The following is a 24,387-nucleotide window of genomic DNA, read 5'->3' as shown; positions in this document are numbered from 1 at the left end:
CCTCGCATGGCGGGCGAAAACCCGAAAGTATACGGCCAGGGGCGACATTGCGGCAAAGCAGCGAGCCTGTGCCGAGCAGCGGTATGACTGCTAGAATCGCCGCCGGTTAATTCAAGCGAGACCCCACATGCAGGATCCCTACAGCGAGCGCATGAGCGCCAGAGAAACCCGCGCAGCGTCTGGGCTGGCCCTGGTTTTCGCGTTTCGCATGCTCGGCATGTTCATGGTCCTGCCTGTTCTGGCGACCTACGGCATGGAGCTGAAAGGTGCGACCCCCGCACTGATTGGCCTCGCTATCGGTGCTTATGGTTTGACCCAGGCGCTGCTACAAATTCCGTTCGGCATGCTTTCCGATCGAATCGGACGGTTGCCGGTGATTTATTTTGGTCTGCTGATCTTCGCCGCCGGGGCTGTTCTGGCGGCATCGGCCGACTCCATTTGGGGGGTTATCGCCGGGCGCATCCTCCAGGGCGCTGGGGCCATCTCGGCTGCAGTGATGGCGTTGCTGTCAGACCTCACCCGCGAGCAACATCGCACCAAGGCGATGGCGCTGATCGGTATGAGCATTGGCGTTTCGTTTGCGGTGGCGATGATTGTCGGTCCGCTACTGACGCGTGCTTTCGGTCTGGCCGGCCTGTTCTGGACGACCGCAGGAATGGCATTGATCGGCATGCTCGTGGTGGCCGTGCTGCCGCGAGCTCATCACCACCTGCGCCACAGGGAGTCAGGCGTTGCCAAGCAGGCCCTAGGCGCCACCCTGCGTCACTCAGACCTGCTTCGTCTGGACTTCGGCATTCTGGCGCTGCATGCAATTCTTATGGCTAGCTTCGTAGCACTGCCGCTGGCTTTGGTTGACGAGGCCTTCTTGCCAAGGGAAGAGCACTGGTGGGTCTATCTCACTGCCCTGGTGGTCGGATTCTTCGGCATGGTGCCCTTCATCATCTACGGCGAGAAGAAGCGTCAGATGAAACGTGTCGTGCTGGGGGCTGTGGCTGTCCTCCTGTTCGCAGAATTGTTCTTCTGGTGGTTTGGTGTCGGGTTATGGCCGCTGGTCGGCGGCATGATCATCTTTTTCGTTGCATTCAATCTGCTTGAAGCATCGCTGCCCTCGCTGATCAGCAAGGTCGCGCCAGCGGGAGGGAAGGGCACGGCGATGGGCGTCTACTCCACCAGCCAGTTTCTCGGTGCCGGCGTAGGCGGTGTGCTTGGTGGGTGGTTCTATCAACAAGGTGGTCTGGCTCTGGTATTTGCAGGCTGTGCCATATTGTGTGTGCTGTGGCTGTTGGTTGCCTGGCGGATGAATGAGCCGCCTTACGTGACAGGCTTGCGATTGCCTCTGTCAGCCAAGGCTGCGCTCGATCCGGCATTGGCCGAACAGATGATGGCTTTGCCCGGTGTCTCGGATGCGGTCGTCATTGCCGAAGAGTCGGCCGCTTACGTCAAGGTCGACATGCAGGTGCTTGATCGGGCGGCGCTAGATCGTCTGGTTGCCTGAGCTCGGTTTGTTCCCATACCGGGCGTCCGCTGTTATCAATCCGAGCCCGCGCCGGTTGGCCGGCATGGGGTGGTAAGGTAAGATTCGCGGTCACCGGCGATTTCCGGTTTTCGGGATGCACTCCAGTGAGCCCACCCAATATTCATGTCTGATTAAAGGAGTTACCCATGGCCAGAGGGGTGAACAAAGTCATCTTGGTCGGCAATGTCGGCGGCGATCCGGAAACCCGCTACATGCCCAATGGCAATGCGGTGACCAACATCACGCTCGCCACCACCGATAGTTGGAAGGACAAGCAAACAGGACAGCAGCAGGAGCGCACCGAGTGGCACCGCGTCGTACTGTTTGGCAAGGTTGCTGAGATTGCTGGTGAGTACCTGCGCAAGGGTTCGCAGTGTTACATCGAAGGGCGCCTGCAGACGCGCGAGTGGGAAAAAGACGGCGTCAAGCGCTACACCACTGAGGTGGTCGTGGACATGGGCGGCACCATGCAGCTGCTCGGCGGCCGTGGTGGAAGCTCAGATGACGCGCCACGTCAGTCCCAGCCGCGCCCTCAGCGTGACTCCCAGCCGCAACAGCAGTCGCGCCCGCAGTCTCAGCCGCAGCCTGCTCAGCAGCCAGCGCCTGACTACGACAGCTTCGACGACGATATTCCGTTCTAGAGTCCACTCCATGCGAATGCGCCTGATGCTGTTGGGCGGCGGTAATGCCCTGGGTCAGGCGCTTATCCGCCTCGGAGCCGAGGAAGACATCGGCTTCCTCGCCCCGCGTCCGCCCGATCAGGGTTGGGATGCGCCAAGTTTGACAAACTTGCTTGACGATAACCGACCGGATGTCGTCATCAACCTTGCTTACTATTTCGACTGGTTCCAGAGCAGTCACGTCGATGACGCCGTGCTTGCCAAACAGGAACGCGCGGTAGAGCGGTTGGCCGAGCTCTGTCAGCACCATCAATTCGTCCTGATGCAGCCATCCAGTTATCGGGTATTCGATGGTGCGCGCACCACTGCCTATAGTGAAAAGGATGAGGTGGCCCCGCTAGACGCGCGCAGCCGCGCGCTCTGGCGAATGGAGCAAAGTGTTCGCGCGCTTTGTCCTCGGCACGTCCTGCTCCGGTTCGGCTGGTTGCTCGACGACAGTTCGGGCGGACTGATGGGGCGTTTCCTTCAGCGCCTTGAGCAAAGCGACGAGATTCCCCTGGCCGACGACCGTCGCGGTAATCCGACGCCTGTCGAAGATGCGGCTCGGGTCATCCTCGCGGTATTGAAACAGCTCGACTGTCAGGCACCGCTCTGGGGGACCTATCACTATGGCGGTCATGAGGCGTCAACTCCGCTCGTGGTGGGGCAGGCATTGATGGCTGAGGCTGCACATCATCGACAGCTGAAAATCGAGACCTTGACGGCCGTTGCCCATGCCGCGTGCACCGATGCGGCCGATGAGCCGCAGCATGGCGTGCTTGCCTGCAAGAAAATATTCAATACCTTTGGCATCAAACCGCGTGCCTGGCGCACCGGCCTGCCCAACCTGCTGGAGCGTTATTACCGTCATGGCTGAATTGCCGATTCTGGTGACTGGGGGCGCAGGCTTCATTGGCTCCAATCTGGTCGATGCACTTGTAGCTCGCGGCTACGCCGTTCGAGTCCTTGATAACCTCTCGACAGGCAAACGCAGCAACCTGCCGGTCGCAGGGAATGTTGAGCTGATCGTTGGTGATGTTGCAGACGCTGACACTGTCCAGCGTGCGGTTCAGGGGTGTCGCGCTGTTGTGCATTTAGCTGCTGTGGCGTCGGTGCAGGCCTCTGTCGATGATCCGGTTGGCACGCACCAGAGCAATCTGGTAGGCACGCTGAACCTCTGTGAGGCGATGCGTGATGCCGGCGTTCGCCGAGTTGTCTTCGCATCGAGTGCGGCGGTATATGGGAATAATGGTGAGGGTGAGCCCATCGGCGAAGATACCCCGAAGGCGCCATTAACTCCGTATGCGGCAGACAAGCTGGCCAGTGAGCACTATCTGGATTTCTATCGGCGTCAGCATGGGCTTGAACCTGCTGTCTTTCGCTTCTTCAATATCTATGGTCCACGCCAGGATCCATCCTCGCCCTATTCGGGGGTGATCAGCATTTTCACCGAGCGTGCTCAGAAGGGCTTGCCTATCGCTGTGTTCGGTGACGGTGAGCAAACCCGAGACTTCGTCTATGTTGGAGATCTCGTCGAGATTCTGGTCCAGGCTCTTGAGTCATCAGAGACACAGGAAGGCGCAGTGAATGTCGGGCTGAATCAGGCGACTTCGTTGAACCAGCTGCTGGAAGCGGTCGGTGATGTGCTCGGCGGATTGCCCGCGGTGAGCTACCAGGCGGCGCGTCAGGGAGATATCCGTCATTCGCGTGCGGATAACGCTCGCCTGCTGCAGCGCTATCGTTTGCCGGAGCCACCTACCGACATGCGCAGCGGTTTGGCGAAATTGCTCGGTATGTAGCCGTTTACCAAGCATAGAAAAGGCGCCGGTTCGGCGCCTTTATCTTTTCTGGATTCCGGCGTATCCGGTGTTCTCAGAACTTGTAGCCCAGGCCGACCATGTAGACGAACGGGTCGACATCTACGTCGACGGACACTTTGGTTGAGCCCGCGTATGTGGTGCCGGTTGTGTCGATGTCGATGTAGCGTACCTGAGCGTTAAGCATGATGTTATCGGTGAGCATGTAATCCATGCCTGCCTGGGCAGCCAGACCCCAGGAATCCTTCATATCCAATCCGCGGAACCCGGCGGCTTCAGCTTCACTGGACAATTCGTCGTCGAAAAACCAGGTGTAGTTGATGCCTGCACCCACATAGGGCTGGAAGGCTGAACTCTTCTCTAACGGGTAATAGACCACGCTAAGAGTCGGCGGCAGGTGCTTAAGCTCGCCTAGTTTCAAGCCGCCCAAGCCCTTCGTGCCTACCTCGTGGCTGAAGGGCGTGGCGGCCAGCAGTTCTATGCCGATGTTATCGCTGACCATGTACGCGAAGTTCAGGCCAAGTTGAGTGTCACTGTTCAGCGTTGCGCCGGTGCCGGATACGCCTGCGCCGCCGATTTTGACGTTACCGCTATCTTCGTGTGGATCAACAGTAATGGCACCAGCGCGGAGGATCACGTCACCAGCCTGATGGGCCTGAGCGAAAGGGGCGGCGAGGGCTACGGCCAGCACTGAAGCGGTAAACAGGGTCTTGCGCATGGTGGAACTCCATTCAGACATGGTGTTGTTGCGTGTGGGGCCTATGGTAGAGCGCTCGCCGGCAGCCATTTTGATCCAGCTCAATAAAGCTTCACCCGCTGCGCAGAGCCGTTGAGTAGGTTGCTTTGTGTCTTGGTTGCGGATGATAATGTTTCTCTTTCTGAATCCGCCGTAGCAAGACTGGTGGTGCCGCATCTCCTCGTGACTGCGACATAGATCAGAAAGTGTTATAACGTAACGCTTTAAAAGCTGCTGTGAACTGAGGGTCCGCTCCGCATGAATCTGTACCCGACTCGCTTGCTGGCAAGCGTGCTTTTGTTGTTATGCCTGCCATTACAAGCTGCTCCACTTGATGCCGCCCTGGATGAAAGCCAGCGACTGGCTGCCGAAGCCAAGGCCTCACAGGCGCGTATCGATCAGCTCGATGACGCAACCAGGCAGATGCTCAATGATTACCGCAATGCAGTGCAGCAGGCAGAGGCGCTTGAAGCCTACAACGAGCAGCTGACCGAGCTCACCGCAGCGCAGCGTAAGGAACTGGATGGTTTTCAGCGTCAGCTGGATAGTATCGAGCGCACCCAGGAAGCTGTTGCGCCCCAGATGGGTCGCATGATCGAAGTGCTTGAAGAGTTCATCGCAGCAGATCTGCCTTTCCTTCCTGATGAAAGAGCTGATCGCCTGGCCAGTCTGCAGGACATGCAGGCGCGCGCTGATGTCAGCCTGGCTGAAAAATATCGTCGCATCCTCGAGGCTTATCAGATCGAGAGTGACTATGGCCGTACCCTGGAAGCCTGGCGCGGTGAGCTTCCCGCTGAGGGGGGCAGCCGCAGCGTCGAATTCCTGCGGCTCGGCCGCACCATGCTCTATTACCAGACCCTCGATGCTCACGAGAGCGGATGGTGGAACCCGCAGGCTAGGACTTGGGAAGTCCTGGACGGCAGTGCCCGTCGTCCAATTACCAAGGCGATCGCGATTGCCCGACAACAGCAGGCGCCTACCTGGCTTGAATTGCCAGTGAAGACTTTGGCCAAGGAGGCTGTCCAATGAATCGTTTGCTGACGTTGCTGCTCATGGGCGTGCTGCCTGCATTCGTCCAGGCGGCCGAACCCTTGAGTCCCGAGCAGTTGCTGCAACGGATCCGCAGCGAACGGGCTGCTGAAGTAGGCGCCATGCAATCGCGGGAGCAGGCATTCATCCAGAACCGCAGTGAACAGGCTCAGCTGCTAGCGCGGGCAAACACCGCGCTTGAGCAGCAGAAGGCCGAAGCCGAACGCCTGAAAGCCGAGTTTGATAGCCAGGAAGCCGAGCTGGCAGAACAGGAGAAGCTCCTGGCGCAACGAGTCGGTCATCTCGGAGAACTCTTCGGCGTAGTTCGCCAGAGTGCCGGCGACATTGCCGGCCAGTGGCAGGACAATCTGCTTAATGCGCAGTATCCGGAGCGGCTTCAGCGCCTCAAAGCGCTGGCCGAAAGCCGCACACTGCCCTCCGCAGAGGATCTGGACAGCTTCTGGATGACGCTGCTGGAAGACCTTACCGCCAGTGGACAAGTCCAGCGCGTCGAGCTGCCGGTAGTGGGTGTCGACGGTCAGCGTAGCGAGCAGTCAGTGCTGCGTGTCGGCAACTTCTCAGTCTTCACCGATGACAACTTCCTTCGCTACGACAGTGATACCCGCCAGTTAGTGACGCCTAGCCGCCAGCCCGCAGGGGTGGGGATGGTCAGCGACTACCTGAGCAGCAATGACGCGCTGTCCACTCTGCCGATCGATCCAAGCCGCGGCTCTTTACTGGCTCAGTTGCAGCGCCAGCCGCAGCTGTGGGATCGGATTCAGCAGGGTGGACTGGTCGGCTGGGTCATTCTTGTCCTGGGTGCCATTGGTCTGCTGCTCGCGATCTGGCGCATGGTGTATCTGGCGGGTGTCAGCCGCGCGGTCAATCGGCAGGTTCGCGAGATCAATCAGCCGCGTGACGATAACCCCCTTGGGCGCATCATCGGTGTGCTTGGTCCCAAGCCTCAACTGTCAGATCTTGAAACCTTGGAGCTGAGGCTCGACGAGGCGATTTTGCAAGAGACGCCGCCACTTGAACGCGGCCAGCCCCTCCTCAAGCTGCTCAGCGCCGTTGCGCCACTGCTAGGCCTGCTGGGTACCGTGACGGGCATGATCGTGACGTTCCAGGCGATCACTCAGAGCGGCGGCGGCGATTCGCGCCTGATGGCGGACGGCATCTCGCAAGCCTTGGTCACCACTGTGCTGGGTCTGGTGGTGGCGATCCCGCTGCTGTTCCTGCACAGCCTGCTGGCCAGCCGTAGCAAGTCGCTAATTCAGCTACTCGAGCAGCAAAGCGCCGGTCTGATCGCTCTTCACCTGTCGGGGACGCCACGTCGTGACTGATCTGCATGTGCGCTGGCTGAGCCTGGTCGACAGCGCCTATGCGCTGCTCGACTTCATGGCCGCGGGTGGCGCCGTTATGTGGGCGCTGGCGGCGCTGTGCGTGCTCTATTGGACAATGGTATTCGAACGGCTCTGGTTCATGCGGCGGGTGTTTCCGCGTTGGGTAGACGCACGTCGCCAGGCGTGGACCCAACTGGGCAGCGACACTGGCAGCTGGCAACGTGCGGTTCGCAGTGCCTGGCTTGCCCAAGCCCAGCAGCAATTGACCGGCCCGCTGCGAATGAGCAAGACGCTGGTGGCGATGTATCCGCTGCTAGGCCTGCTTGGCACCGTCAGCGGCATGATCGCGGTTTTCGATGTGCTGGCGCTCAACGGCACCGGCAACCCCCGTGGCATGGCCGCGGGCGTCTGGCAGGCGACCCTGCCGACCATGGCTGGCATGGTGCTGGCCATTACTGGACTGTTCAGCCTGGCGCGTCTCGAACGTATTTCACGCCAGGCTCTCGACCGGCTGGCTGACCAGCTGCGTCACGATTGAGGATTAACGGATGCGTATGCGTCGTCACCATTACCAGCAGGAAGAAGACACCGGCATCGACCTGACGCCGATGCTTGATGTGGTCTTCATCATGCTGATCTTTTTCATCGTCACCAGCTCCTTTATCAAGGAGTCCGGTGTCGAGGTTCAGCGGCCCCAGGCCGATACTGCTAGCGCCCAGGACAAGGGCAACATCCTGATTGCGGTGACTGCGGATGGACAGGTCTGGATCGACAAGCAGACCGTCGACGTCCGTAGCGTGCGTGCCCATGTCGAACGTATGCGTGTGGATCAGCCCGAGGGGGCTGTCGTGGTTCAGGCCGATGAGGATGCCCGCACCGGGCTCGTGGTCCAGGTCATGGATCAGGCACGCCTGGCCGGCGTCCAGGACGTGGCGCTCGCCGCCAGTTCGGGAGCGCAGTGATGGTTCGTGGACTGACCCGCGTCGGGTTGTCCTTTGTCGCCGCCTGCGTGGTGGCGCTGCTGCTTTTTGCCTTGATGCTGAGCATGGTCAATCCGCCGCGCAGCGAGGTCACCGATGATCCGGTGGCCATCGCCAACTTCGTGCGCATGGACAACAGCCAAGAGAGTACTTCGACACGCTCGCGGCAGCAGGCACCCCAACCGCCACAGCCGAAGACGCCTCAGACACCCACCCCGCCGACGCCCAGCATGGCCAGCCCAAGCGCCAATCTGCCCAAGCTCGATCTTCCGCTACCGAACATCGATACCGGTGTATCGGTCGCCAGTGCGCCAGCGCCCAGCCTCGCCGGCGTGACTGCCGCGTCCGCCCCAGCGGCACCGGCTGCGCCATCGGAAGCCGAGACGGCGTCCCAGTCTGGCCCCGAGCAAGAAGTCATGCCGCTCAATGATGTCCGTCCCGAATATCCCTATCGGGCTCGTCAACGGGGCATCGAGGGTCATATCAAGCTTGCTTTCACCATTACAGCTGCCGGCAAGGTCGAAAACATCCGGGTGATGGAAGCATCACCGTCTAATGTGTTCGACCGCGAAGCTCGCCGCGCTGCCTCTCGCTGGCGCTTTGCGCCGCGTACCGAAAACGGTGCTGCGGTATCACGCGAAGCCGTTAAAACCCTGCACTTCCGCCTGCAAGGAGAACGCTGACATGCCCCGTTTGCTGTTGCTGATCTCGTTGTTGTTCGCTGTATCCGCTCATGCTGCGCAGAGTATCGATCCAGCTGTATTCAAGGCATTGGAGCGCGCCCAAAGCGCTCAGGAAAAAGGCGACTACGGCGCTGCGCACCGGGCACTCAAACAAGCCGAGGCCAAGCCGGGCAGCGCCGAAGAAGCGTTGCTATGGCGCAGCCGCGCTTATCTGGCCTGGGCAGAAGGCAATAATCGACAGGCGCTCGAGCTACTCGATAGAGCGGTAGCCAGCGGCAAGCTGGACGAGTCGATACTGGCGAATGAGCGACTCAATCTGGCCAAGCTCAATCTGATCGAACGCCGATACGCAAAGGTCGTCAGCCTGTTGGGCTCGCCTGCCCAGGCCAGTGAAGAGGTGTTACAGATGCTGGTCCAGGCCTATCAGGGGCTTGGGCAGCACAGCAAGGCGTTGCCACTGGCGGAGCGCTACGTCCAGGCCAACCCCAACGCTGCGGATACCTGGCTGCAATTCCTTGTCGCTGGTAATGCCGAGCTCAAGCGCTACGAGACTGCCGAGCGCTGGCAGAGCAGACTGCTGGCGCGTCATCCGGATCAAGCCAAGAGCTGGCGCCAGTTGGCCGGGCTGCAGCAGATGGCGGGCGACGAAGATAAAGCGCTTGCGACCCTGCGTGCGGCACATGCCAAGGGGCTGAGTTTCAGCGAGGCCGAGCTGGATAATCTGGTGCTGCTGGCTGGTGCTGCTGGTCAGCCCTGGCAGGGCGCAAAGTTGTTGCAGGGCCTGCTCGATTCACGCCTGTTGTCCGGTGACGCCACACGACGTGAGCGCTTGGGCATGCTGTGGTGGCAAGCGCGGGAGCGGTCGGAAGCGGCTCAGATCTACCGGAATCTGGCGACGCAGTCCGGCAACGCCAAGTTCTGGTTGAATGTTGCACAGCTGGAGCTCGAGCAAGCGCATTGGCAGGCTGGTCTTGATGCGCTGCAGCAGGCCGAGCGCGCAGGCGCAGAGCGTCGCAAGGTGCGGGCGTGGCGTGAATGGGCTGAAGGCGAGTTGAGCTTCGAGCGTCAGCGCCAGGTTGCCAGCACTCGTTGAGCGAAATTGCCTTGCTTTAGAAGCCGCACTGCCGCTCGCGATTAGCCATTGAGTAGCGCAGTGTCTGGCTGCACGAACAAAAAAACCCGCCATTACGGCGGGGTTTTTTTGTTTATGGGCCTGCGATCGTAGACCGGCCCGTCAGAGGAGCTAATTCGGCCGGAGACTGTAATCGGATAAACCCACGCGGCTAACTGGCTGAACGCGGGGAACGCAAGGCCTGATCAGGGGGCAAGGTTGGCCGGAGCGGCCGGAAGATGTCGAGCGGGCAGGAGAGCCACGCTCCTGTCTGTCAGCCTTTCCTCAGGCTACTCAAGCTCGTACAGATAGATCTTCTGCGCTTCCATGCTGTAACCCGCTTCAGCCAGCTCGCTGCTGGTGTGCTCGATGGATATCGGGCCTTCGATCCAGAAGGGCTGGTACAGCTCTTCCACTTTGACGCCCAGTTCGCTGGTGGCATGGACGATCTGGTTGGACGGTGGCGGCGGCACATGGATGCAGGCGCCGAAGTAGGGCACGAGCAGGAACTCGGTGACCCGGCCGTCTTCGCTCATGTCCAGCGGCACGATGTAGCCAGGCAGCTTGGCCTGAACGCCGTCGAGTTCTTTGACCACCGGCTCGGCTGGGGATTGCTGAGCGGCGGCAGGGCCTGCTTCGGAGGCGAGCGCGTCTGCCAGTTGCGACATGTCGTGAATCGCCATCGGTGGCGGTGGGGGTGGGGCGTCCGGCGGGATGAGGTCCGACCATTGCAGTTCGCGAACATCGGCAGTTGCGAAAGGCATCGCCAGGGCGAGCAGCGCGGCAAACAACAGGCGAGACATGGCATTCCTCATAATCTGATCGACAGGCCGTCGGCCAGGGACTGCCGGTAAGCGCGCCAGGCCGGCACGCTGCCCATCAGCAACCCGGCAAGCAGTATGCCTCCAAGCAGGGACCACTCATAGGTACTGGGCAGGGCCAGCGGTAGGTAGAGCCCGTAGCCGCTCTGCAGCGGCCCTTGTGCGGCGGCGATGGCAACATACAACAGCAGCAATCCAAACAGGACGCCAGCCAGGGCCAGGCTGAACGCTTCGAGTATCAACAGCCCGGCGATGTGCCAGGGACGAGCGCCAACCGAGCGCAGGATCGCCATTTCACGTCGACGCTCGTTGAGGCTCGTGAGGATCGCGGTCAGCATTCCGATAAGTCCCGTCAGTACGACGAAAAGAGACACTACGAACAGTGCCTTTTCCGCCGTGCCCATCAGGCTCCAGAGTTCCTGCAGTGCAACGCCCGGGAGGATCGCCAGTAGTGGTTCGCCGCGGTACTGATTGATGTCCCGCTGCAGGGAGAAGGTCGCGATCTTGCTGTTCAAACCAAGCAGGAACGCGGTGATCTGTGCGGGTTGCAGGTCCATCTGTCGCGCCTGTTCGGCGTCGATGCGGGCTGCGCCACGGGCTGGCATACCGTTCTGCCAATCGATGTGCAGCGCTTCCATGCCCGCCAGGTTGATGTGCAGCGTGCGATCCACCGGCGTGCCGGTGCGCTTGAGGATGCCCACCACGCGGAAGGGCTTGTCGTCATGCTTGACCAGGCTGACCATGGCAACGCCGTGGGCCAGCACCAGTTCATCGCCCAGCTTGTAACTCAGCGCTTGCGCCACCTCGGCGCCCAGTACCACTTCGAACGGGTCCTCGGCAAAAGGGCGGCCATCAGCCAACTGTAAAGGTTGCTTACGGCCGTAGCGGAAGTGCTCGAAATACGCCTCGCTGGTGCCCATCACGCGATAGCCGCGGTGCGAGTCGCCCAGCGAAATGGGTATGGCCCAACTGACGCGCGGGTGGTTGGAGAAATGTTCGAAACTGTCCCAACGGATATTGTTCGTGGCGTTGCCAATCCTGAAAACCGAGTACAGCAGCAGGTTCACCGAGCCGGAGCGGGCGCCGACGATAAGGTCGGTACCGCTTATCGTGCTGGCGAAGCTGGCTCGGGCTTCGGTTCGCACGCGTTCTACAGCAAGCAACAGGCACACCGATAGCGCTATGGCGAAGACCGTGAGCAGGGCGGTGAAGCGGCGGTTGTTCAGGCTCGCCAAGGCCAGGCGCAACAGATACATGGCCTAAATCTCCGGTGCGCGGGCGGCGCGATTCAGCTCCGCCAGCGAAAGGCTGCGGTCAAAGAGGGGCGCCAGGCTCTGATCGTGGCTCACGAACAGCAGGCTCGAACCTGCCTCGCGACATTCGGCGAACAGCAGTTGCAGGAAGGCCTCCCGACTGTCGGCGTCGAGCGCCGAGGTGGGCTCGTCGGCAATCACCAGCTCTGGCTGGCCGATCAGCGCACGGGCCGCAGCGACGCGTTGTTGCTGGCCGATCGACAGGGCTTCGGCGCGCCGATCAAGCAGTTCGCTGGGTATTCCAAGATGCGCCAGCAGACGCGTCGTTGCCTCGGCAACGCTGCCATGGCGCTGACAAGCGCGCGCTGCGCGGGATTTCGAAAAGTGGCAAGGCAATCCGACGTTCTCGGCCACCGACAAAAAAGGCAGCAGATTGAACTGCTGGAAGATGTAGCCGGTGTGATCGACCCGAAAGCGGTCGCGTGCACCGGCCGAAAGCGCCCCCAGGTCCGTACCCAGCAGGCGAACCGTGCCACGCTGGGCTTTCTGCACACCGCCGATCAGGCCTAGAAGGGTGGTCTTGCCGCTACCGGACGGCCCCTTGAGGAACAGGCTCTGGTTTTGCGCGAGGGCGAAGCTGGGAATGTCGAGCAGCTCGGCCTGGCCGGGCCAGGCGAAACCCAGTTGATGAAGCTCAAGCAGCGGTGCGGTCATCAGTGAATCCGTGTCAGGCGAGCCGGGGAGTTTACTGCGTTGGGCCAGGCGGCGGCAGACAGCGGATAGATCAGAACTCTGCGCTAGGCTGCGTGGCGCTGAGCTGTGCACCGCGTTGACCGTTCGGGCCGATCAGCTGTGCCTGGATTTTCTCGGTGCCTGGAAAGGTCTTGAACAAACCCTGCAGGTCGAGCCCCGTAAGTGCCTGAGGCGTCGCGCAGTCGAAATGGTAGTGCGCATGGATCTCGCTGTGCTGACTGGCATGATCCTCTTCATGTTCATGCTCGTCGCTTTCGAACAGCGGGCTCTCAAGCTCGGTTTCCGCCAATGTGCAGCCTGCCGCGGGTGTCAGTCCGAATAGCCTGTCGGGCTGCTCCAGTTGCTTATGTGCATCGGCAATCTTGCGCTTATCCGCTTCGCTGCTCGGTGCATGTTCGAAGCCCACCAGGTTCATTGCCGGGCTGCGCAGTTCAATTTCCAGCTTTGCGCCATCCAGCGCGGCGTCCAGCTCGGCTGCGCCGTGTTCGTGCGCGTCAAGGCTATCGTGCGAGTGGTCATGATCATGGTCGTGGTGTTCGGCGGCTTGGACGAAGCCTGGAAGCAAAGCAAAGGGTAGAGCGAGCAGCAGACTGCGCATGGTGAACTCCGGCGTGCTTTAAGTTAGTTACGTTATAACAAAGGTTGCGGGGCGCTGGCCAGTCTGCGGGCAGCATGGGAGCATTGCTGATGGCATTTCAGGAGGGTGACGATGATTCGAATTCGTGGGCAGATCGGTGAATGGCCAGTCGATCTCAGTATCAAAATGGACGACCAAGACTGGGCGCAGCTGGCGAAACAGCTACCGTTGAGTGCTAGCGCGCAGGCCGCCCCGGCAACCGTTGCTGAAAGCGCGGACTCGCTATGGGTCGGTGCCCAGGAGGTACTGAAGGACGCGGGAAGCATGGACGGCCCGCAGCTGCTCGCCGAGCTGGAAACACTGAGCGGCAGCGCTGCGGCCGGCAAACGGCTTTTGGTACGCCTGCGCCACAGCGCCCAAGTCAAGGTACGGAGCGACGCTGACGCGCCAATCTACAGCTGGATCGCAGAAACGAGCTAAGCGCTAAAGACTACTGGCCTGGAAGGTGTCGCAACGTGCGGGCTCACCACTTTCGAAGCCGGTACGGAACCACTTTACCCGCTGCGCTGAGGTGCCGTGGGTGAAAGCGTCCGGTACTACGCGGCCCTGGCTCTGCTTCTGCAGATGATCATCGCCGATGGCATTAGCCGCCTTGAGCGCCTGTTCCAGATCGCCTTCTTCGAGCCAGTCGTGGCGCTGCTGCGCGTGATAGGCCCAGACGCCGGCGAAGCAGTCGGCTTGCAATTCCTGGCGAACCAGCAGGCCGTTATCTCCTTCCATCTTGGCGCCGCGCTGACGCGCTGACTGCATTTGCTGAGAGACACCGAGCAGGGTTTGGACATGATGACCCACTTCATGAGCGATGACGTAGGCCTGGGCAAAGTCCCCGGCGACCGAGAAGCGGTTGGCCATTTCATCGAAGAACTGGAGGTCGAGATAGACCTGGCGATCGCCCGGACAGTAGAACGGGCCCGTTGCGGAGCTGGCGAATCCGCAGGCTGAATTGACGCCACCGCGGAACAACACCAGTTTCGGGTCCCGGTATTGCTCGCCCGACTGCTGAAACAATGCACGCCAGGTGTCTTCGGTATCACCGAGAATCGACTGTACGAAAGCCACCTGCGGGTCGTCCCCGTTCGCGGGTGCGCTGCTCTGTTGCGTCGGTGCCTGTCCGGATTGGTTAGCCAGCTGACCCAGGATCTGCATCGGGTCCTGCCCGGACAGCAGCCCGATCACTACCACAATGGCAACGCCCGCCAGGCTCAGGCGCCCGCCGCCAATGCCGCCGCTACGTCCGCGGGCATCCACCACATTGTCACTGCGACGACCCTTCTTCCAACGCATGCCTGAATCCTTCTGCCAGTTATCGTTCTGGTCAGACCTGCGCTACGGGATGCAAATTCAAAGCGGTATCGGGCGTTTCGTCTGTTGCATCAATCCGCCGGATATTCCGTCATGACGGACTGCTTGCCCTCACGACCTACGGCGATCACGTTATAGGCATCCTTGCGGTCACCCATTTCCATTCCCGGCGAGCCCATCGGCATGCCCGGAACGGCTGCACCGATCAGGTCAGGTTGAGCGCGCAACTTGAGGATGTCCGATGCCGGCACGTGGCCTTCGACAAACTTTCCGTCAATGACGCCGGTGTGGCAGGACCCCAGACTGTGGGGGACGCCAAGCCGTGTCTTGACGGCAGCCATGTCGGCTTCGACGTGGTCATTCACCTGGAAGCCGTTGGTTTCCAGATGCTCGATCCAGGCCTTGCAGCAGCCGCAGTTGGCGTCGCGATGTACATCGATGGCAATGGGCTCGGCGGCTTGGGCGAGTCCGGCGAACAAGGCAGTGGCGATTAACAGACGGCGCATGGCGGTTCCTCCGAGTGATGCGCGCAGCATATCCCCATGGCTGTACCGGCCCAAGCGCCGCGATGTGAACGGATGTCACAAGCGCTCTCACGATGGTGGGAAGCGAACCAATGGCAGTTGGTTCGGTCGCATATCCATGGTGGTGCGGAGCCGCAATCAGGGGAGCTTTCGATGCGTTTTGCCCGTTTCGTTCTGGTCTTACAGGCCGTAATCATGATCGGCTTCAGCCTTGCCTACTGGCTACGCCCCTACGAGATGGCCAACCTGAACGGGATGCTGTTGATGGAAACGGCTTCGGTCAGCCATATGCGCGTCTATTACGGTGGATTACAGCTGGGGCTGGCGCTATTTCTGATATGGGCAGTAAGGGCTCCGGATCGAGCAAGGGCGGCACTGGTGATGCTGGTTATCACCATGTTGGCTCTCGTCGCCGGTCGGCTTGGCTCAATGTGGCTCGACGGCGGTGAACTGATCGGATTCGATCTGGTTTCGCTGGCCTACCGAATCCTGGCTGCCGTGCTGGCCGGCGCCGCATTGATGATGATCCGCGAGCGTCCCGCGCCTGAGCCCGAACGGATCGAGCCCGCCGCCCGCCGCTTGGTCAGCGAACCGCCGAAGCCGTTCCAGGTCGGTAATACCCCACCGGATGCCGAGCCATCGGTGGATGCCGTGCCGCAACCTTTCCGTCGCGGCGACCCTGGCGCCTGACTCGAAGATCGCAATCGCCCTCTGCCCGTTAGTGGGTCTCGTCTGCCAAGCGCTTATAGTCCTCAGTCAGTTGCTCCATCTTGCGCAGCAGCGAGTCGCTGGTCGTGACGATGACGGTGGGGACGTACTGTGAGTTCTCTGCCAGATCGAAACCTGCCCGGGCGAAACGCCATTGTGCGGTGACCTGCTCGAGCTGACGTACCACCGACTCGGTGTTTTGCGGCGCCTTGCGTAGCTCATCCAGGCCGCGCTCGAATTCGGCCACGGCTTCATCGAATTGACTGTGCAGCTGAGCATCCGGCAGCTTCCACGCCATGGCCAGATAAAGCATGGCGATGCGTTGGCTGAGCATACGTTGACGCCCGCTGCGGTTTACCAGGCCAGCGGCCTGATTGCCGCTATGGCGCTCGATTGCCTGGACCAGGGCTTCGCTCTGAGCCAGAAAGCGCTCGGACAGGCGCAGCACTTCGATGGAATGCTCGGCATCGGGCTTGCTCAACGCCAAATGACGGTATTGGTGCCATGTCTCGCTGGCGCTGTTCAGTAACTTACGAACACTGTCGTTCGGCGCGTAGCCCTCAAGCAGCTGGGTGTTTTCCTCAACGCTCGCGATGCTGCTGTCCAACTGACTGGCCGCCTGCTCGACACGCGTGTCGGTGCCGATCATCAGGTAGCTTCTGGCGATTCGCTGGCCAAGCATGCGCTGCATACCGGCACGGTTGATGGCCTCTGCATCGCTGATGGCAGCGTGACCGCTGATGCTGGTCATGAGCAGCGCTAACAGCAGCGAAGCGCAAATGGGGGTTCTGGACATGGTCGCTCCTCGTCTGAGTTGACCATCCGGTCAACGGGCGGGGCGACGATAGTGCGCATCCCGCTGCGACCCTTGATGATGGTCAAAGTCGAGCCGGGAAATTTTGCGGTTGGGCGTTCGCGCACAGAAACCGTGGGTGTCGATAGGCTTCAAGGCGCCCGGACCGACACGTGAGCGGCGGGCTAGAGCTTCTGAGGTTGCCGCCGACGCCAAAGAGTCCTAACCCACCGATCTGGGCATGGCGAGATCGAGCAGGCTTATTGTTCGACGTGATTGCCGTCGTGAAAGGGCTTCATCGCTGCGCCGGCACGCTGGTAGAAGCCGGCGACAGCACAGCACCTGTCAGCGCCGCACCAGCAGCACACCCGACTCCATGTGATGGGTGTAGGGAAACTGGTCGAACAGCGCGCAGCGCTCGATGCGGTGGGTGTCTTGCAACTGGGCGATGTTCGCGGCCAGAGTTTCGGGGTTGCAGGAAATGTAGAGGATGCGTTCGAAGCGGCGGGTCAGCTCGCAGGTGTCCGGGTCCATGCCGGCGCGGGGCGGGTCGACGAAAACGCTGCCGAAGTTGTAACTCTTGAGGTCGATGCCGGCCAGACGGCGAAAGGGGCGAACCTCGTTCAGTGCCTGGGTCAGCTCCTCGGCGGAAAGTCGAACCAGAGTGACATTGTCGATGCCGTTGTCATCCAGGTTGGCCAGCGCCGCATTCACCGAGGATTTGCTGATTTCGGTGGCCAGCACCTTGGGCACTCGGGTCGCCAGGGGCAGGGTGAAGTTGCCGTTGCCGCAATACAGCTCGAGCAGATCGTCGCTGCGCTCGCCAAGGACGTCATACGCCCAGTTCAACATCTTCTGGCACACGTCGCCGTTGGGCTGAGTGAAGGCGCCTTCAGGTTGCCGGTAGCTGAAGGTGCGGCCGGCAACGGTCAGCTGCTCGGTCACGTAGTCGCGGCCGATGACGATGCGCTTGCCTTTGGAGCGGCCGACGATGCTGGCGCCTAGGGTTGCAGCCAGCTGCTCGGCTTCGGCCTGCCAGGCATCGTCCAGCGGGCGATGGTAGGCGAGGGTGATCAGTGCGTCGCCGGAAAGCGTGGTCAGGAATTCGACCTGGAACAGTTTGAAACTCAGGGTCTCGCTGGCTTGCCAGGCGGTCTTAAGCAGCGGCATCAGCTCATTGATACGGCGGCTGGCGATGGGGAATTCGTCGATCAGGATGGGCGTGTGCTTGTCGCCCTGCGCGAACATCGCGTAGTGGCGCTGTCCGTCCTCACGCCACAGGCGGAATTCGGTGCGCAGCCGGTAATGCTCCCGCGGCGAGTCGAAAACCTCTGGCGCTGGCGCATCGAATGGCGCCAGCAGTTCCACCAGCCGGGCGGCTTTCTTAGCTAGTTGGGCATCGTAGGTGGCGGGGTCGAATTGCGGAGCGCTCATGAAGACTCTTGGAGTGGTAGGTGAATCGTAGGGTGGATCGGGGCGCGCAGCTGATCCACCTTGCTATGCGATCTGGTGGATGGATGAAGCGTCATCCACCCTACGACGTCAGCCGGCGAACCAGCCGAGCTTGATGACGAACAGGATCGACAGGATCCACATCGCCGGGCTCAGGTCGCGCCAGCGTCCGGCGAGCAGCTTGATAGCGGTCCAGGCGATGAAGCCGAAGGCGATGCCGTTGGCGATGGAGAAGGTCAGCGGCATAGCCAGCGCGGCGATGGCCACCGGCGCGGCGACGGTGAGGTCTTCCCAGTCGATATTGGCCAGGCTGCTCATCATCAGCACCGCTACGAACAGCAGTGCCGGCGCGGTGGCGTAGGCTGGTATGGCGCCAGCCAGGGGGGCGAAGAACAGGCTGAGCAGGAACAGCAGCGCGACCACGCAGGCGGTCAGACCGGTGCGGCCACCGGCGCTGATACCCGCTGCAGATTCGATGTAGCTGGTGGTGGTCGAGGTGCCGAGGGCGGCGCCGGCCATGGTTGCGGTGCTGTCAGCCAGCAGCGCGCGGCCCAGGCGTGGCATGCGGCCGTCCTTGTCCAGCAGGTTGGCCTTCTGCGCGACGCCGATCAGGGTGCCGGACGTATCGAACAGGTCGACGAACAGAAAGGCAAAGATCACGCTGATCAGACCGATGTCCAGCGCGCCCATGATGTCCAGTTCCATGAGCGTTGGGACCAGCGAAGGCGGCATCGATACGACACCGTTGAGCTCGGACAGGCCGAGCAGGATCGAGAGCCCGGTGACAACCAGAATGCCGATCATGACGGCGCCAGTGACCTTGCGGTAGGCCAGTGCAGCGATCAGGAAGAAGCCCAGGCAGGCCAGCAGCGGGCCGCCGGCAGTGAGATCGCCAAGGCCTACCAGCGTGGCCGGGTTGTCGACCACGATCCCGGCATTCTTAAGGGCGATGATCGCCAGGAACAGGCCGATACCCGCCGCGATGCCCGAACGCAGCGCCAGCGGAATGCTGTGGATGATCCACTCGCGAATCTTGAAGATCGACAAGAGAAAGAAGATCGCACCCGAGAGAAATACCGCACCCAGCGCGGTCTGCCAGGTGTAGCCCATGGTCAGGACCACGGTGTAGGTAAAGAAAGCGTTCAGCCCCATGCCCGGTGCCAGCGCGATCGGGTAGTTGGCGACCAGGCCCATGATCGCAGAGCCGATGGCGGCCGCCAGGCAGGTGGCGACGAACACAGCGCCGTGATCCATGCCGGTCTCGGCCAGGATGCTTGGGTTGACGAAGAGGATGTAGGCCATCGTCAGAAACGTGGTGAGTCCGGCGAGGATCTCGGTGCGCGGCGTGGTGTTGTGCGCCTTGAGTTGGAACAGCTTCTCCAGCATGGTGATTCCTCTTCTTGCCGGTCGTTGGTGCGTTGGGGGTTGTCTCTGTGGAGGACTCGCTAGCTACAGCAAAGCTTATTCGGGCGATGCCCGCAAAAGCCGCGCATCTTACACCGTCGCCTTACCGGGTTGAATTTGATTAGGCTGACCCGCCGGTTCTGGTTTGCTGGCGCAGCGACATTGTGCGTCTACGCCGGTCCAGATGGCTTGTGGGGCGCATCCACGCGTCCCGGCCGCATGCCTGAGGAAAGCATGACCACCGATCCAGACGAGAGCCGCTGCTTTGCAATAATGGTGCTTATTCAGGCGACGTACGCACGACGGAGCATTGCCATGCCTGAGCCGATTGTTGGCGTCTGTTCGCTGGTGCTGGCAGCCGGTCAGGGCAGCCGGTACCGCGAGCGGGTTGACGAAGACAAACTGCTGGCCACCAGCCGTGATGCCCCCGGCGCACCCGAAGTGCTGGCCGCGACGCTCGCGGCGCTGGCTGGCGTAACCGAGCGGCTGGTCGTCGTCACTCGTGAAGACAATTTCGCATTGCGCAGCTGGCTGGATCAGCAGGCCGACCGATTCGGCGCGGAGGTGTTTACGGTGCGCACGAATGGCCTCGGCCATAGCCTGGCGCAGGCCGTTGCCCGGTATCCGGCTAGCCGCGGCTGGCTGGTGGCGCTGGGCGACATGCCCTACATCCGACCCGATACCGTCCGCCGGATTGCGTCCGAGATTCAGCCCGAGCGGCTCGTGGCGCCGCTTCACGATGGGCAACGCGGCCACCCTCGAGGCATCGGCAGTGCTCACAGCGCACAGCTGCTGGCAATGGCGGGCGAGCGGGGTGCACAGGCTCTTTTCGGCGACCCGTCAGTGATCGAGGTCCCGGTGGATGACGCAGGGGTGCTGGAGGATATCGACCGTCCCGAGGACCGTCGTCCTGCCTGATCGGCCGCTCTGTTGCTCGTCCTCGAGGCAGGCCGATGCCAGATCCGTCGATTGACTGCACTGCCACCTCTAGCACGAGAAGCCTTCCAGCACGCCGGCTGAACGATTTTTCCGCCCTGGCAGTCGTACCCCTAGGCGCACGGAAAGCGCATCCAAATGCCTGAGGTCTTCGGCGATCCTGCATAGAACAGGCATCCGAAGCCCCCCAAACCGTGAGGCTGTCATGAGCGAAACGTCTACCGCTGCAGGTGGGATTGCCGCCTGTTCCATCACGCTTCAACTGAACGGCGAGCGCCGCGAAGTCGAAGTCTATCCCTGGACCACTCTGCTCGATCTGCTGCGCGAACAGCTGCACCTGACCGGCACCAAGAAAGGCTGTGACCATGGCCAGTGCGGTGCCTGCACGGTGCTGCTCAACGGTAAGCGCATCAACAGCTGCCTGACCCTTGCCGTAATGCACGACGGCGCCGAGTTGACCACCATCGAAGGGCTGGCGCAGGGCGAAGAACTGCATCCCATGCAGGCCGCTTTCGTCAAACACGATGCGTTTCAGTGCGGCTACTGCACCCCGGGCCAGATCTGCTCAGCCGTTGGGATGGTCGCCGAAGGGCGAGCCCAGACCCGTGACGACCTGCGCGAACAGATGAGCGGCAACGTCTGCCGCTGCGGCGCCTACCCGAACATTGTTGCGGCCATCGAGGATGCCACGGCTGAAACCCGCGAGCGCCTGGCCGGTGCGAAGGAGGTGACGCCATGAACCCGTTCAGCTATGCCCGCCCGAGCAGCGTTGAAGAGGCGATCGGTCAGTTTCGACCCGACAGCCGCTACATTGCCGGCGGCACCAACCTGCTCGATCTGATGAAGGAAAACGTCACCCGTCCTTCACAGCTGATCGACATCTCTCGGTTGCCACTGGCGGATATCGAAACAACCGCCAACGGAGGCCTGCGCATCGGTGCGTTGGTCAGCAATGCGGATCTGGCCTGGCATCCCCTGGTTGAGCAGCGGTATCCGTTGCTGTCTCAGGCGATCCTGGCAGGTGCCTCGCCACAGCTGCGCAATATGGCGACCACTGGCGGCAATCTTTTGCAGCGCACCCGTTGTTACTACTTCTATGACAGCACCACGCCGTGCAACAAACGCGAGCCGGGCAGCGGTTGCTCCGCCCGCGATGGCCTCAATCGCATCCATGCGATCCTCGGGCACAGCGACGCCTGCATCGCCGTGCACCCCTCCGACATGTGCGTCGCCATGGCTGCACTCGATGCCGTGGTGCATGTGCAGGGTCCGCAGGGTGAGCGGCGGATCGCTTTCGCCGACTTCCATCGGCTGCCAGGGGATGCCCCAGAGCGCGACAACACGCTGATGGACGGCGAGCTGATCACCGCCGTCGAGCTGCCACCGCAGGATTTCTCCGCACATAGCAGCTATCTCAAAATACGTGATCGTGCGTCCTACGCCTTTGCGCTTATTTCGGTCGCCGTTGCACTTGAGATGGACGGCAGCAACATACGCAGTGCCCGCATCGCCATGGGTGGCGTGGCGCACAAGCCCTGGCGCAAGGCTGACGCGGAGGCGGCGCTTGTTGGCAAGCCCGCTGACGAGTCCGCGTTTACCGCCGCAGCAGACATCCTGCTCGAGGGTGCCAGCGGCTTCGAACACAACGCCTTCAAGATCGAACTGGGCCGGCGCGCCATTGTTCGTGCCCTGACCGACGCTGCCAAAGGAGCCGCTCAATGAAACCCGCCACTTCCCCTTTCGGTCAGCCCCTGAATCGCGTCGACGGCCCCAAGAAGGTCACCGGCCAAGCGCACTATGCGGCTGAATTTGACGTCCCCGGCCTGCTCTACGGCAGTGTGGTCAACAGCAGCATCGCTCGTGGGCGGATCATCAGCATCGATGCCAGCGCGGCGGAAGCCGTGCCCGGTGTCGCGCTGGTGCTGACCCATCAGAACCGTCCGCCCATTGCCAGCTACGACGAGCCCTATGAGGACGACGATGCCGCCGATGGCTCGCCGTTCCGTCCGCTGTTCAACGACCGCATTCTCTACAGTGGTCAGCCAATCGCTCTGGTCGTCGCTGAGAATCTGGAGCTGGCGCGCTATGCCGGCAGCCTGGTTCGCGTCGAATATGATCGCGAGCCGCACCACACCGACCTGCTCGATCAGCTCCAAACCATGCACAAGGCGCCGGCCGAACTGCCGGAGCCGCGTGGCGATGCGGACGGCGCCCTGGCCAGCGCCCAGTACAAGGTTGACGTGCAATACACCACGCCGGTCGAGCACCACAATCCGATGGAGCCGCACGCGTCCACCGTTCACTACTTTCCCGAAGGCAACCTGGAGATCTACGACAAGACCCAGGGCGTGCAGAACTGCATGCGCTATCTCGAAGGCGTATTCGACATGGAGGGCAAGATCCGCATCCTCTCGCCCTTCGTCGGTGGTGCCTTCGGTTCGGGGCTGCGGCCCCAATATCAGCTGACGCTGGCCGTAATGGCCGCGCTAAAGCTCAAGCGCTCGGTACGCGTGACGCTCAAACGCCAGCAGATGTTCACCTTCGGCTACCGCCCACGCACCGTGCAGCGCTTGTCGATTGGCGCAAATGCCAGTGGTGAGCTGCAGGCGATTACCCACCAGGCGATCGGCCAGACTTCGCGCTTCGAAGACTTCACCGAACATGAGGTGGAGTGGTCCGGCATGCTCTACAAATGCCCGAACGTGCGGCTGGAGTACCAGCTGGTCCCGCTGGACGTCTACACCCCGCTGGACATGCGAGCACCGGGGGCAACCATCGGCGTATACGCGCTGGAAAGCGCCATGGATGAGCTGGCCTACGCTGCCGGCATCGACCCTGTGCAATTGCGTCTGGCCAACTATTCCGATCGCAACGCCAACGAAGACAAGCCGTACTCCAGCAAGGAGTTGCGTCAGTGCTACGAGCAGGGTGCAGAGCGCTTCGGCTGGTCGCGTCGCACGATGGAGCCGCGCTCCATGCGCGACGGCAATCAGTTGATCGGCTGGGGCATGGCCACCGGTGTATGGGAGGCCATGCAAATGCCTGCCGCCGCCAAGGCCTGCATGGAGCCGGATGGGCGTCTGATCGTCAGCAGCGCAACCTCCGATATCGGCACCGGTACCTACACGGTGATGACGCAGATCGCTGCCGCGGCCATGGGGCTGCCGATGGAGCAGGTGGAGTTTCGTCTGGGTGATTCGAGCTTGTCGAAGGCGCCGCTGGAGGGCGGGTCTTTTACCGTTTCATCCGTAGGTACGGCGGTGCAAAAGGCCTGCGAGGGGTTGCAGCAGAAATTACTGGATGCGGCCCAGCAGTCGCCCGTCTCGCCTTTTACGGGCGCCAAGCTTGAGGATGTGGAATTTGCCGACGGTCAGATGCGGCTGAAGGCGTCGCCGGAAAATGGCGTCGAGCTGTCACAGATCGTCGCGGTGACCGGTCTGGTGGAAGCGGAGGTCAGCGCCGAGCCTGGCGAGAAGCGCAACGACTATTCCACTGCGACTCATTCGGCGATCTTCGTCGAGGTTCGCGTGGATGAGTCCTTGGGCACGGTGAAAGTCAGCCGAGTGGTCAGTGCGGTGGCCGCCGGGCGCGTGGTCAATCCCAAGACCGCTGGTAATCAGATCGTCGGCGGTGTGGTGTGGGGCATCGGCCAGGCACTGCACGAGGAAACCATGATCGACCACAACCTCGGTCGTTACATGAACCACAACCTGTCCGAGTACCACGTTCCGGTGAATGCCGATATTGGCGAGATCGACGTGATCTTCGTGGAGGAGAAGGACGAGATCGTCAACGCGCTCGGCTCCAAGGGTGTCGGCGAAATTGGCATCGTCGGCGTAGGCGCGGCCGTGGCCAACGCGATCTTCCATGCCACCGGCAAGCGCGTGCGCGATTTGCCGATCACCATGGATAAGTTGTTGTAACAGACGG

Annotated in this window: 26 protein-coding genes; 16 read left to right on the top strand and 10 right to left on the bottom strand. The window is 61.6% G+C overall.

The window, feature by feature from the left end:
- Positions 1 to 127 precede the first annotated feature (127 nt).
- From NA619_RS21315 to NA619_RS21300, 4 genes are all read left to right on the top strand, one after another.
- On the top strand, positions 128 to 1,495 hold the full coding sequence (locus NA619_RS21315) for an MFS transporter (protein WP_255963823.1): 1,368 nt from the start codon (positions 128 to 130) through the stop codon (positions 1,493 to 1,495).
- 167 nt (positions 1,496 to 1,662) lie between these two features.
- Complete coding sequence (locus NA619_RS21310) at positions 1,663 to 2,157, top strand: single-stranded DNA-binding protein (protein WP_255963822.1); 495 nt, start codon at positions 1,663 to 1,665, stop codon at positions 2,155 to 2,157.
- A gap of 10 nt (positions 2,158 to 2,167) precedes the next feature.
- The gene (locus NA619_RS21305; RefSeq protein WP_255963821.1) at positions 2,168 to 3,052 is read left to right on the top strand and encodes a sugar nucleotide-binding protein; all 885 of its coding nucleotides are present in this window, start codon (positions 2,168 to 2,170) and stop codon (positions 3,050 to 3,052) included.
- Positions 3,045 to 3,974: an NAD-dependent epimerase/dehydratase family protein gene (locus tag NA619_RS21300; RefSeq protein ID WP_255963820.1), complete on the top strand. Its 930-nt coding sequence runs from the start codon at positions 3,045 to 3,047 to the stop codon at positions 3,972 to 3,974. Before NA619_RS21305 ends, NA619_RS21300 begins: the two co-directional genes overlap by 8 nt.
- Positions 3,975 to 4,047: 73 nt before the next feature.
- On the opposite strand, the gene NA619_RS21295 is transcribed toward NA619_RS21300, so the two are convergent.
- Entirely contained in the window at positions 4,048 to 4,710 is a 663-nt protein-coding gene (locus NA619_RS21295; RefSeq protein ID WP_255963819.1) for an OmpW family outer membrane protein, read from the bottom strand.
- 276 nt (positions 4,711 to 4,986) lie between these two features.
- Here NA619_RS21295 and NA619_RS21290 point away from each other — a divergent pair, with 276 nt between their 5' ends.
- The 6 genes from NA619_RS21290 to NA619_RS21265 are packed head-to-tail and all read left to right on the top strand — an operon-like array spanning position 4,987 to position 9,856.
- Positions 4,987 to 5,757 (top strand): DUF3450 domain-containing protein, encoded by a 771-nt coding sequence (locus tag NA619_RS21290; RefSeq protein ID WP_255963818.1) that lies wholly within the window; start codon positions 4,987 to 4,989, stop codon positions 5,755 to 5,757.
- Positions 5,754 to 7,100 carry a MotA/TolQ/ExbB proton channel family protein gene (locus NA619_RS21285; protein WP_255963817.1) on the top strand — a complete coding sequence of 449 codons (1,347 nt, stop codon included), beginning with the start codon at positions 5,754 to 5,756 and terminating at the stop codon, positions 7,098 to 7,100. The genes NA619_RS21290 and NA619_RS21285 overlap by 4 nt, the downstream gene beginning before the upstream one ends.
- The gene (locus NA619_RS21280; RefSeq protein ID WP_255963816.1) at positions 7,093 to 7,638 is read left to right on the top strand and encodes a MotA/TolQ/ExbB proton channel family protein; all 546 of its coding nucleotides are present in this window, start codon (positions 7,093 to 7,095) and stop codon (positions 7,636 to 7,638) included. Before NA619_RS21285 ends, NA619_RS21280 begins: the two co-directional genes overlap by 8 nt.
- Before the next feature lie 10 nt (positions 7,639 to 7,648).
- Positions 7,649 to 8,062, top strand: a complete 414-nt coding sequence (locus NA619_RS21275; RefSeq protein ID WP_255963815.1) for an ExbD/TolR family protein — start codon at positions 7,649 to 7,651, stop codon at positions 8,060 to 8,062.
- The gene (locus NA619_RS21270; RefSeq protein WP_255963814.1) at positions 8,062 to 8,763 is read left to right on the top strand and encodes an energy transducer TonB; all 702 of its coding nucleotides are present in this window, start codon (positions 8,062 to 8,064) and stop codon (positions 8,761 to 8,763) included. Before NA619_RS21275 ends, NA619_RS21270 begins: the two co-directional genes overlap by 1 nt.
- A 1-nt stretch (position 8,764) precedes the next feature.
- The gene (locus NA619_RS21265) at positions 8,765 to 9,856 is read left to right on the top strand and encodes a tetratricopeptide repeat protein (protein ID WP_255963813.1); all 1,092 of its coding nucleotides are present in this window, start codon (positions 8,765 to 8,767) and stop codon (positions 9,854 to 9,856) included.
- A gap of 308 nt (positions 9,857 to 10,164) precedes the next feature.
- Here NA619_RS21265 and NA619_RS21260 read toward each other — a convergent pair whose 3' ends face one another.
- From NA619_RS21260 to NA619_RS21245, 4 genes are all read right to left on the bottom strand, one after another.
- A complete protein-coding gene (locus tag NA619_RS21260; protein WP_255963812.1) occupies positions 10,165 to 10,677 on the bottom strand; it encodes a DUF3299 domain-containing protein in 513 nt (170 codons plus the stop codon).
- Between the two features lie 8 nt (positions 10,678 to 10,685).
- Positions 10,686 to 11,951 (bottom strand): ABC transporter permease, encoded by a 1,266-nt coding sequence (locus tag NA619_RS21255; protein ID WP_255963811.1) that lies wholly within the window; start codon positions 11,949 to 11,951, stop codon positions 10,686 to 10,688.
- A gap of 3 nt (positions 11,952 to 11,954) precedes the next feature.
- Positions 11,955 to 12,662, bottom strand: a complete 708-nt coding sequence (locus tag NA619_RS21250) for an ABC transporter ATP-binding protein (protein ID WP_255963810.1) — start codon at positions 12,660 to 12,662, stop codon at positions 11,955 to 11,957.
- Positions 12,663 to 12,732: 70 nt separating this feature from the next.
- The gene (locus NA619_RS21245) at positions 12,733 to 13,299 is read right to left on the bottom strand and encodes a DUF2796 domain-containing protein (protein ID WP_255963809.1); all 567 of its coding nucleotides are present in this window, start codon (positions 13,297 to 13,299) and stop codon (positions 12,733 to 12,735) included.
- Between the two features lie 111 nt (positions 13,300 to 13,410).
- Here NA619_RS21245 and NA619_RS21240 point away from each other — a divergent pair, with 111 nt between their 5' ends.
- Entirely contained in the window at positions 13,411 to 13,758 is a 348-nt protein-coding gene (locus NA619_RS21240; RefSeq protein WP_255963808.1) for a hypothetical protein, read from the top strand.
- Between the two features lie 3 nt (positions 13,759 to 13,761).
- Here NA619_RS21240 and ypfJ read toward each other — a convergent pair whose 3' ends face one another.
- Both ypfJ and NA619_RS21230 read right to left on the bottom strand, forming a co-directional pair.
- Positions 13,762 to 14,622, bottom strand: coding sequence for a KPN_02809 family neutral zinc metallopeptidase (ypfJ, locus tag NA619_RS21235; protein ID WP_255963807.1), 861 nt, complete (start codon positions 14,620 to 14,622; stop codon positions 13,762 to 13,764).
- Between the two features lie 89 nt (positions 14,623 to 14,711).
- Positions 14,712 to 15,146 (bottom strand): DUF411 domain-containing protein, encoded by a 435-nt coding sequence (locus NA619_RS21230; protein ID WP_255963806.1) that lies wholly within the window; start codon positions 15,144 to 15,146, stop codon positions 14,712 to 14,714.
- Positions 15,147 to 15,317: 171 nt separating this feature from the next.
- Between NA619_RS21230 and NA619_RS21225 the strand changes: the two genes are divergently transcribed.
- On the top strand, positions 15,318 to 15,854 hold the full coding sequence (locus NA619_RS21225) for a DUF4345 domain-containing protein (protein ID WP_255963805.1): 537 nt from the start codon (positions 15,318 to 15,320) through the stop codon (positions 15,852 to 15,854).
- A gap of 28 nt (positions 15,855 to 15,882) precedes the next feature.
- Here the strand turns inward: NA619_RS21225 and NA619_RS21220 are convergent, their stop codons facing one another.
- The 3 genes from NA619_RS21220 to NA619_RS21210 all read right to left on the bottom strand — a co-directional run bounded on the left by NA619_RS21220 (position 15,883) and on the right by NA619_RS21210 (position 19,503).
- On the bottom strand, positions 15,883 to 16,668 hold the full coding sequence (locus NA619_RS21220) for a type IV pili methyl-accepting chemotaxis transducer N-terminal domain-containing protein (RefSeq protein WP_255963804.1): 786 nt from the start codon (positions 16,666 to 16,668) through the stop codon (positions 15,883 to 15,885).
- A 342-nt stretch (positions 16,669 to 17,010) separates the two neighbouring features.
- Positions 17,011 to 18,099 (bottom strand): tRNA (uridine(54)-C5)-methyltransferase TrmA, encoded by a 1,089-nt coding sequence (trmA, locus tag NA619_RS21215; RefSeq protein ID WP_255963803.1) that lies wholly within the window; start codon positions 18,097 to 18,099, stop codon positions 17,011 to 17,013.
- A 108-nt stretch (positions 18,100 to 18,207) separates the two neighbouring features.
- Positions 18,208 to 19,503 (bottom strand): NCS2 family permease, encoded by a 1,296-nt coding sequence (locus NA619_RS21210; RefSeq protein WP_255963802.1) that lies wholly within the window; start codon positions 19,501 to 19,503, stop codon positions 18,208 to 18,210.
- 333 nt (positions 19,504 to 19,836) lie between these two features.
- On the opposite strand from NA619_RS21210, the gene NA619_RS21205 reads away from it, so the two are divergent.
- The 4 genes from NA619_RS21205 (at position 19,837) to NA619_RS21190 (ending at position 24,380) form a co-directional block, all read left to right on the top strand.
- Entirely contained in the window at positions 19,837 to 20,439 is a 603-nt protein-coding gene (locus NA619_RS21205) for an NTP transferase domain-containing protein (protein ID WP_255963801.1), read from the top strand.
- A 223-nt stretch (positions 20,440 to 20,662) separates the two neighbouring features.
- Complete coding sequence (locus NA619_RS21200) at positions 20,663 to 21,196, top strand: (2Fe-2S)-binding protein (RefSeq protein WP_255963800.1); 534 nt, start codon at positions 20,663 to 20,665, stop codon at positions 21,194 to 21,196.
- Positions 21,193 to 22,179 carry an FAD binding domain-containing protein gene (locus tag NA619_RS21195; protein WP_255963798.1) on the top strand — a complete coding sequence of 329 codons (987 nt, stop codon included), beginning with the start codon at positions 21,193 to 21,195 and terminating at the stop codon, positions 22,177 to 22,179. The genes NA619_RS21200 and NA619_RS21195 overlap by 4 nt, the downstream gene beginning before the upstream one ends.
- Entirely contained in the window at positions 22,176 to 24,380 is a 2,205-nt protein-coding gene (locus tag NA619_RS21190) for a xanthine dehydrogenase family protein molybdopterin-binding subunit (protein WP_255963797.1), read from the top strand. Before NA619_RS21195 ends, NA619_RS21190 begins: the two co-directional genes overlap by 4 nt.
- Positions 24,381 to 24,387: the final 7 nt, after the last annotated feature.

The sequence above is a fragment of the Stutzerimonas stutzeri genome (assembly GCF_024448895.1).
In the GTDB taxonomy this organism is placed as follows: Bacteria; Pseudomonadota; Gammaproteobacteria; order Pseudomonadales; family Pseudomonadaceae; genus Stutzerimonas; species Stutzerimonas stutzeri_Q.
The sequence above is the reverse complement of the archived record's forward strand: the minus strand, read 5'-3'. Positions and strand labels throughout refer to the sequence as shown.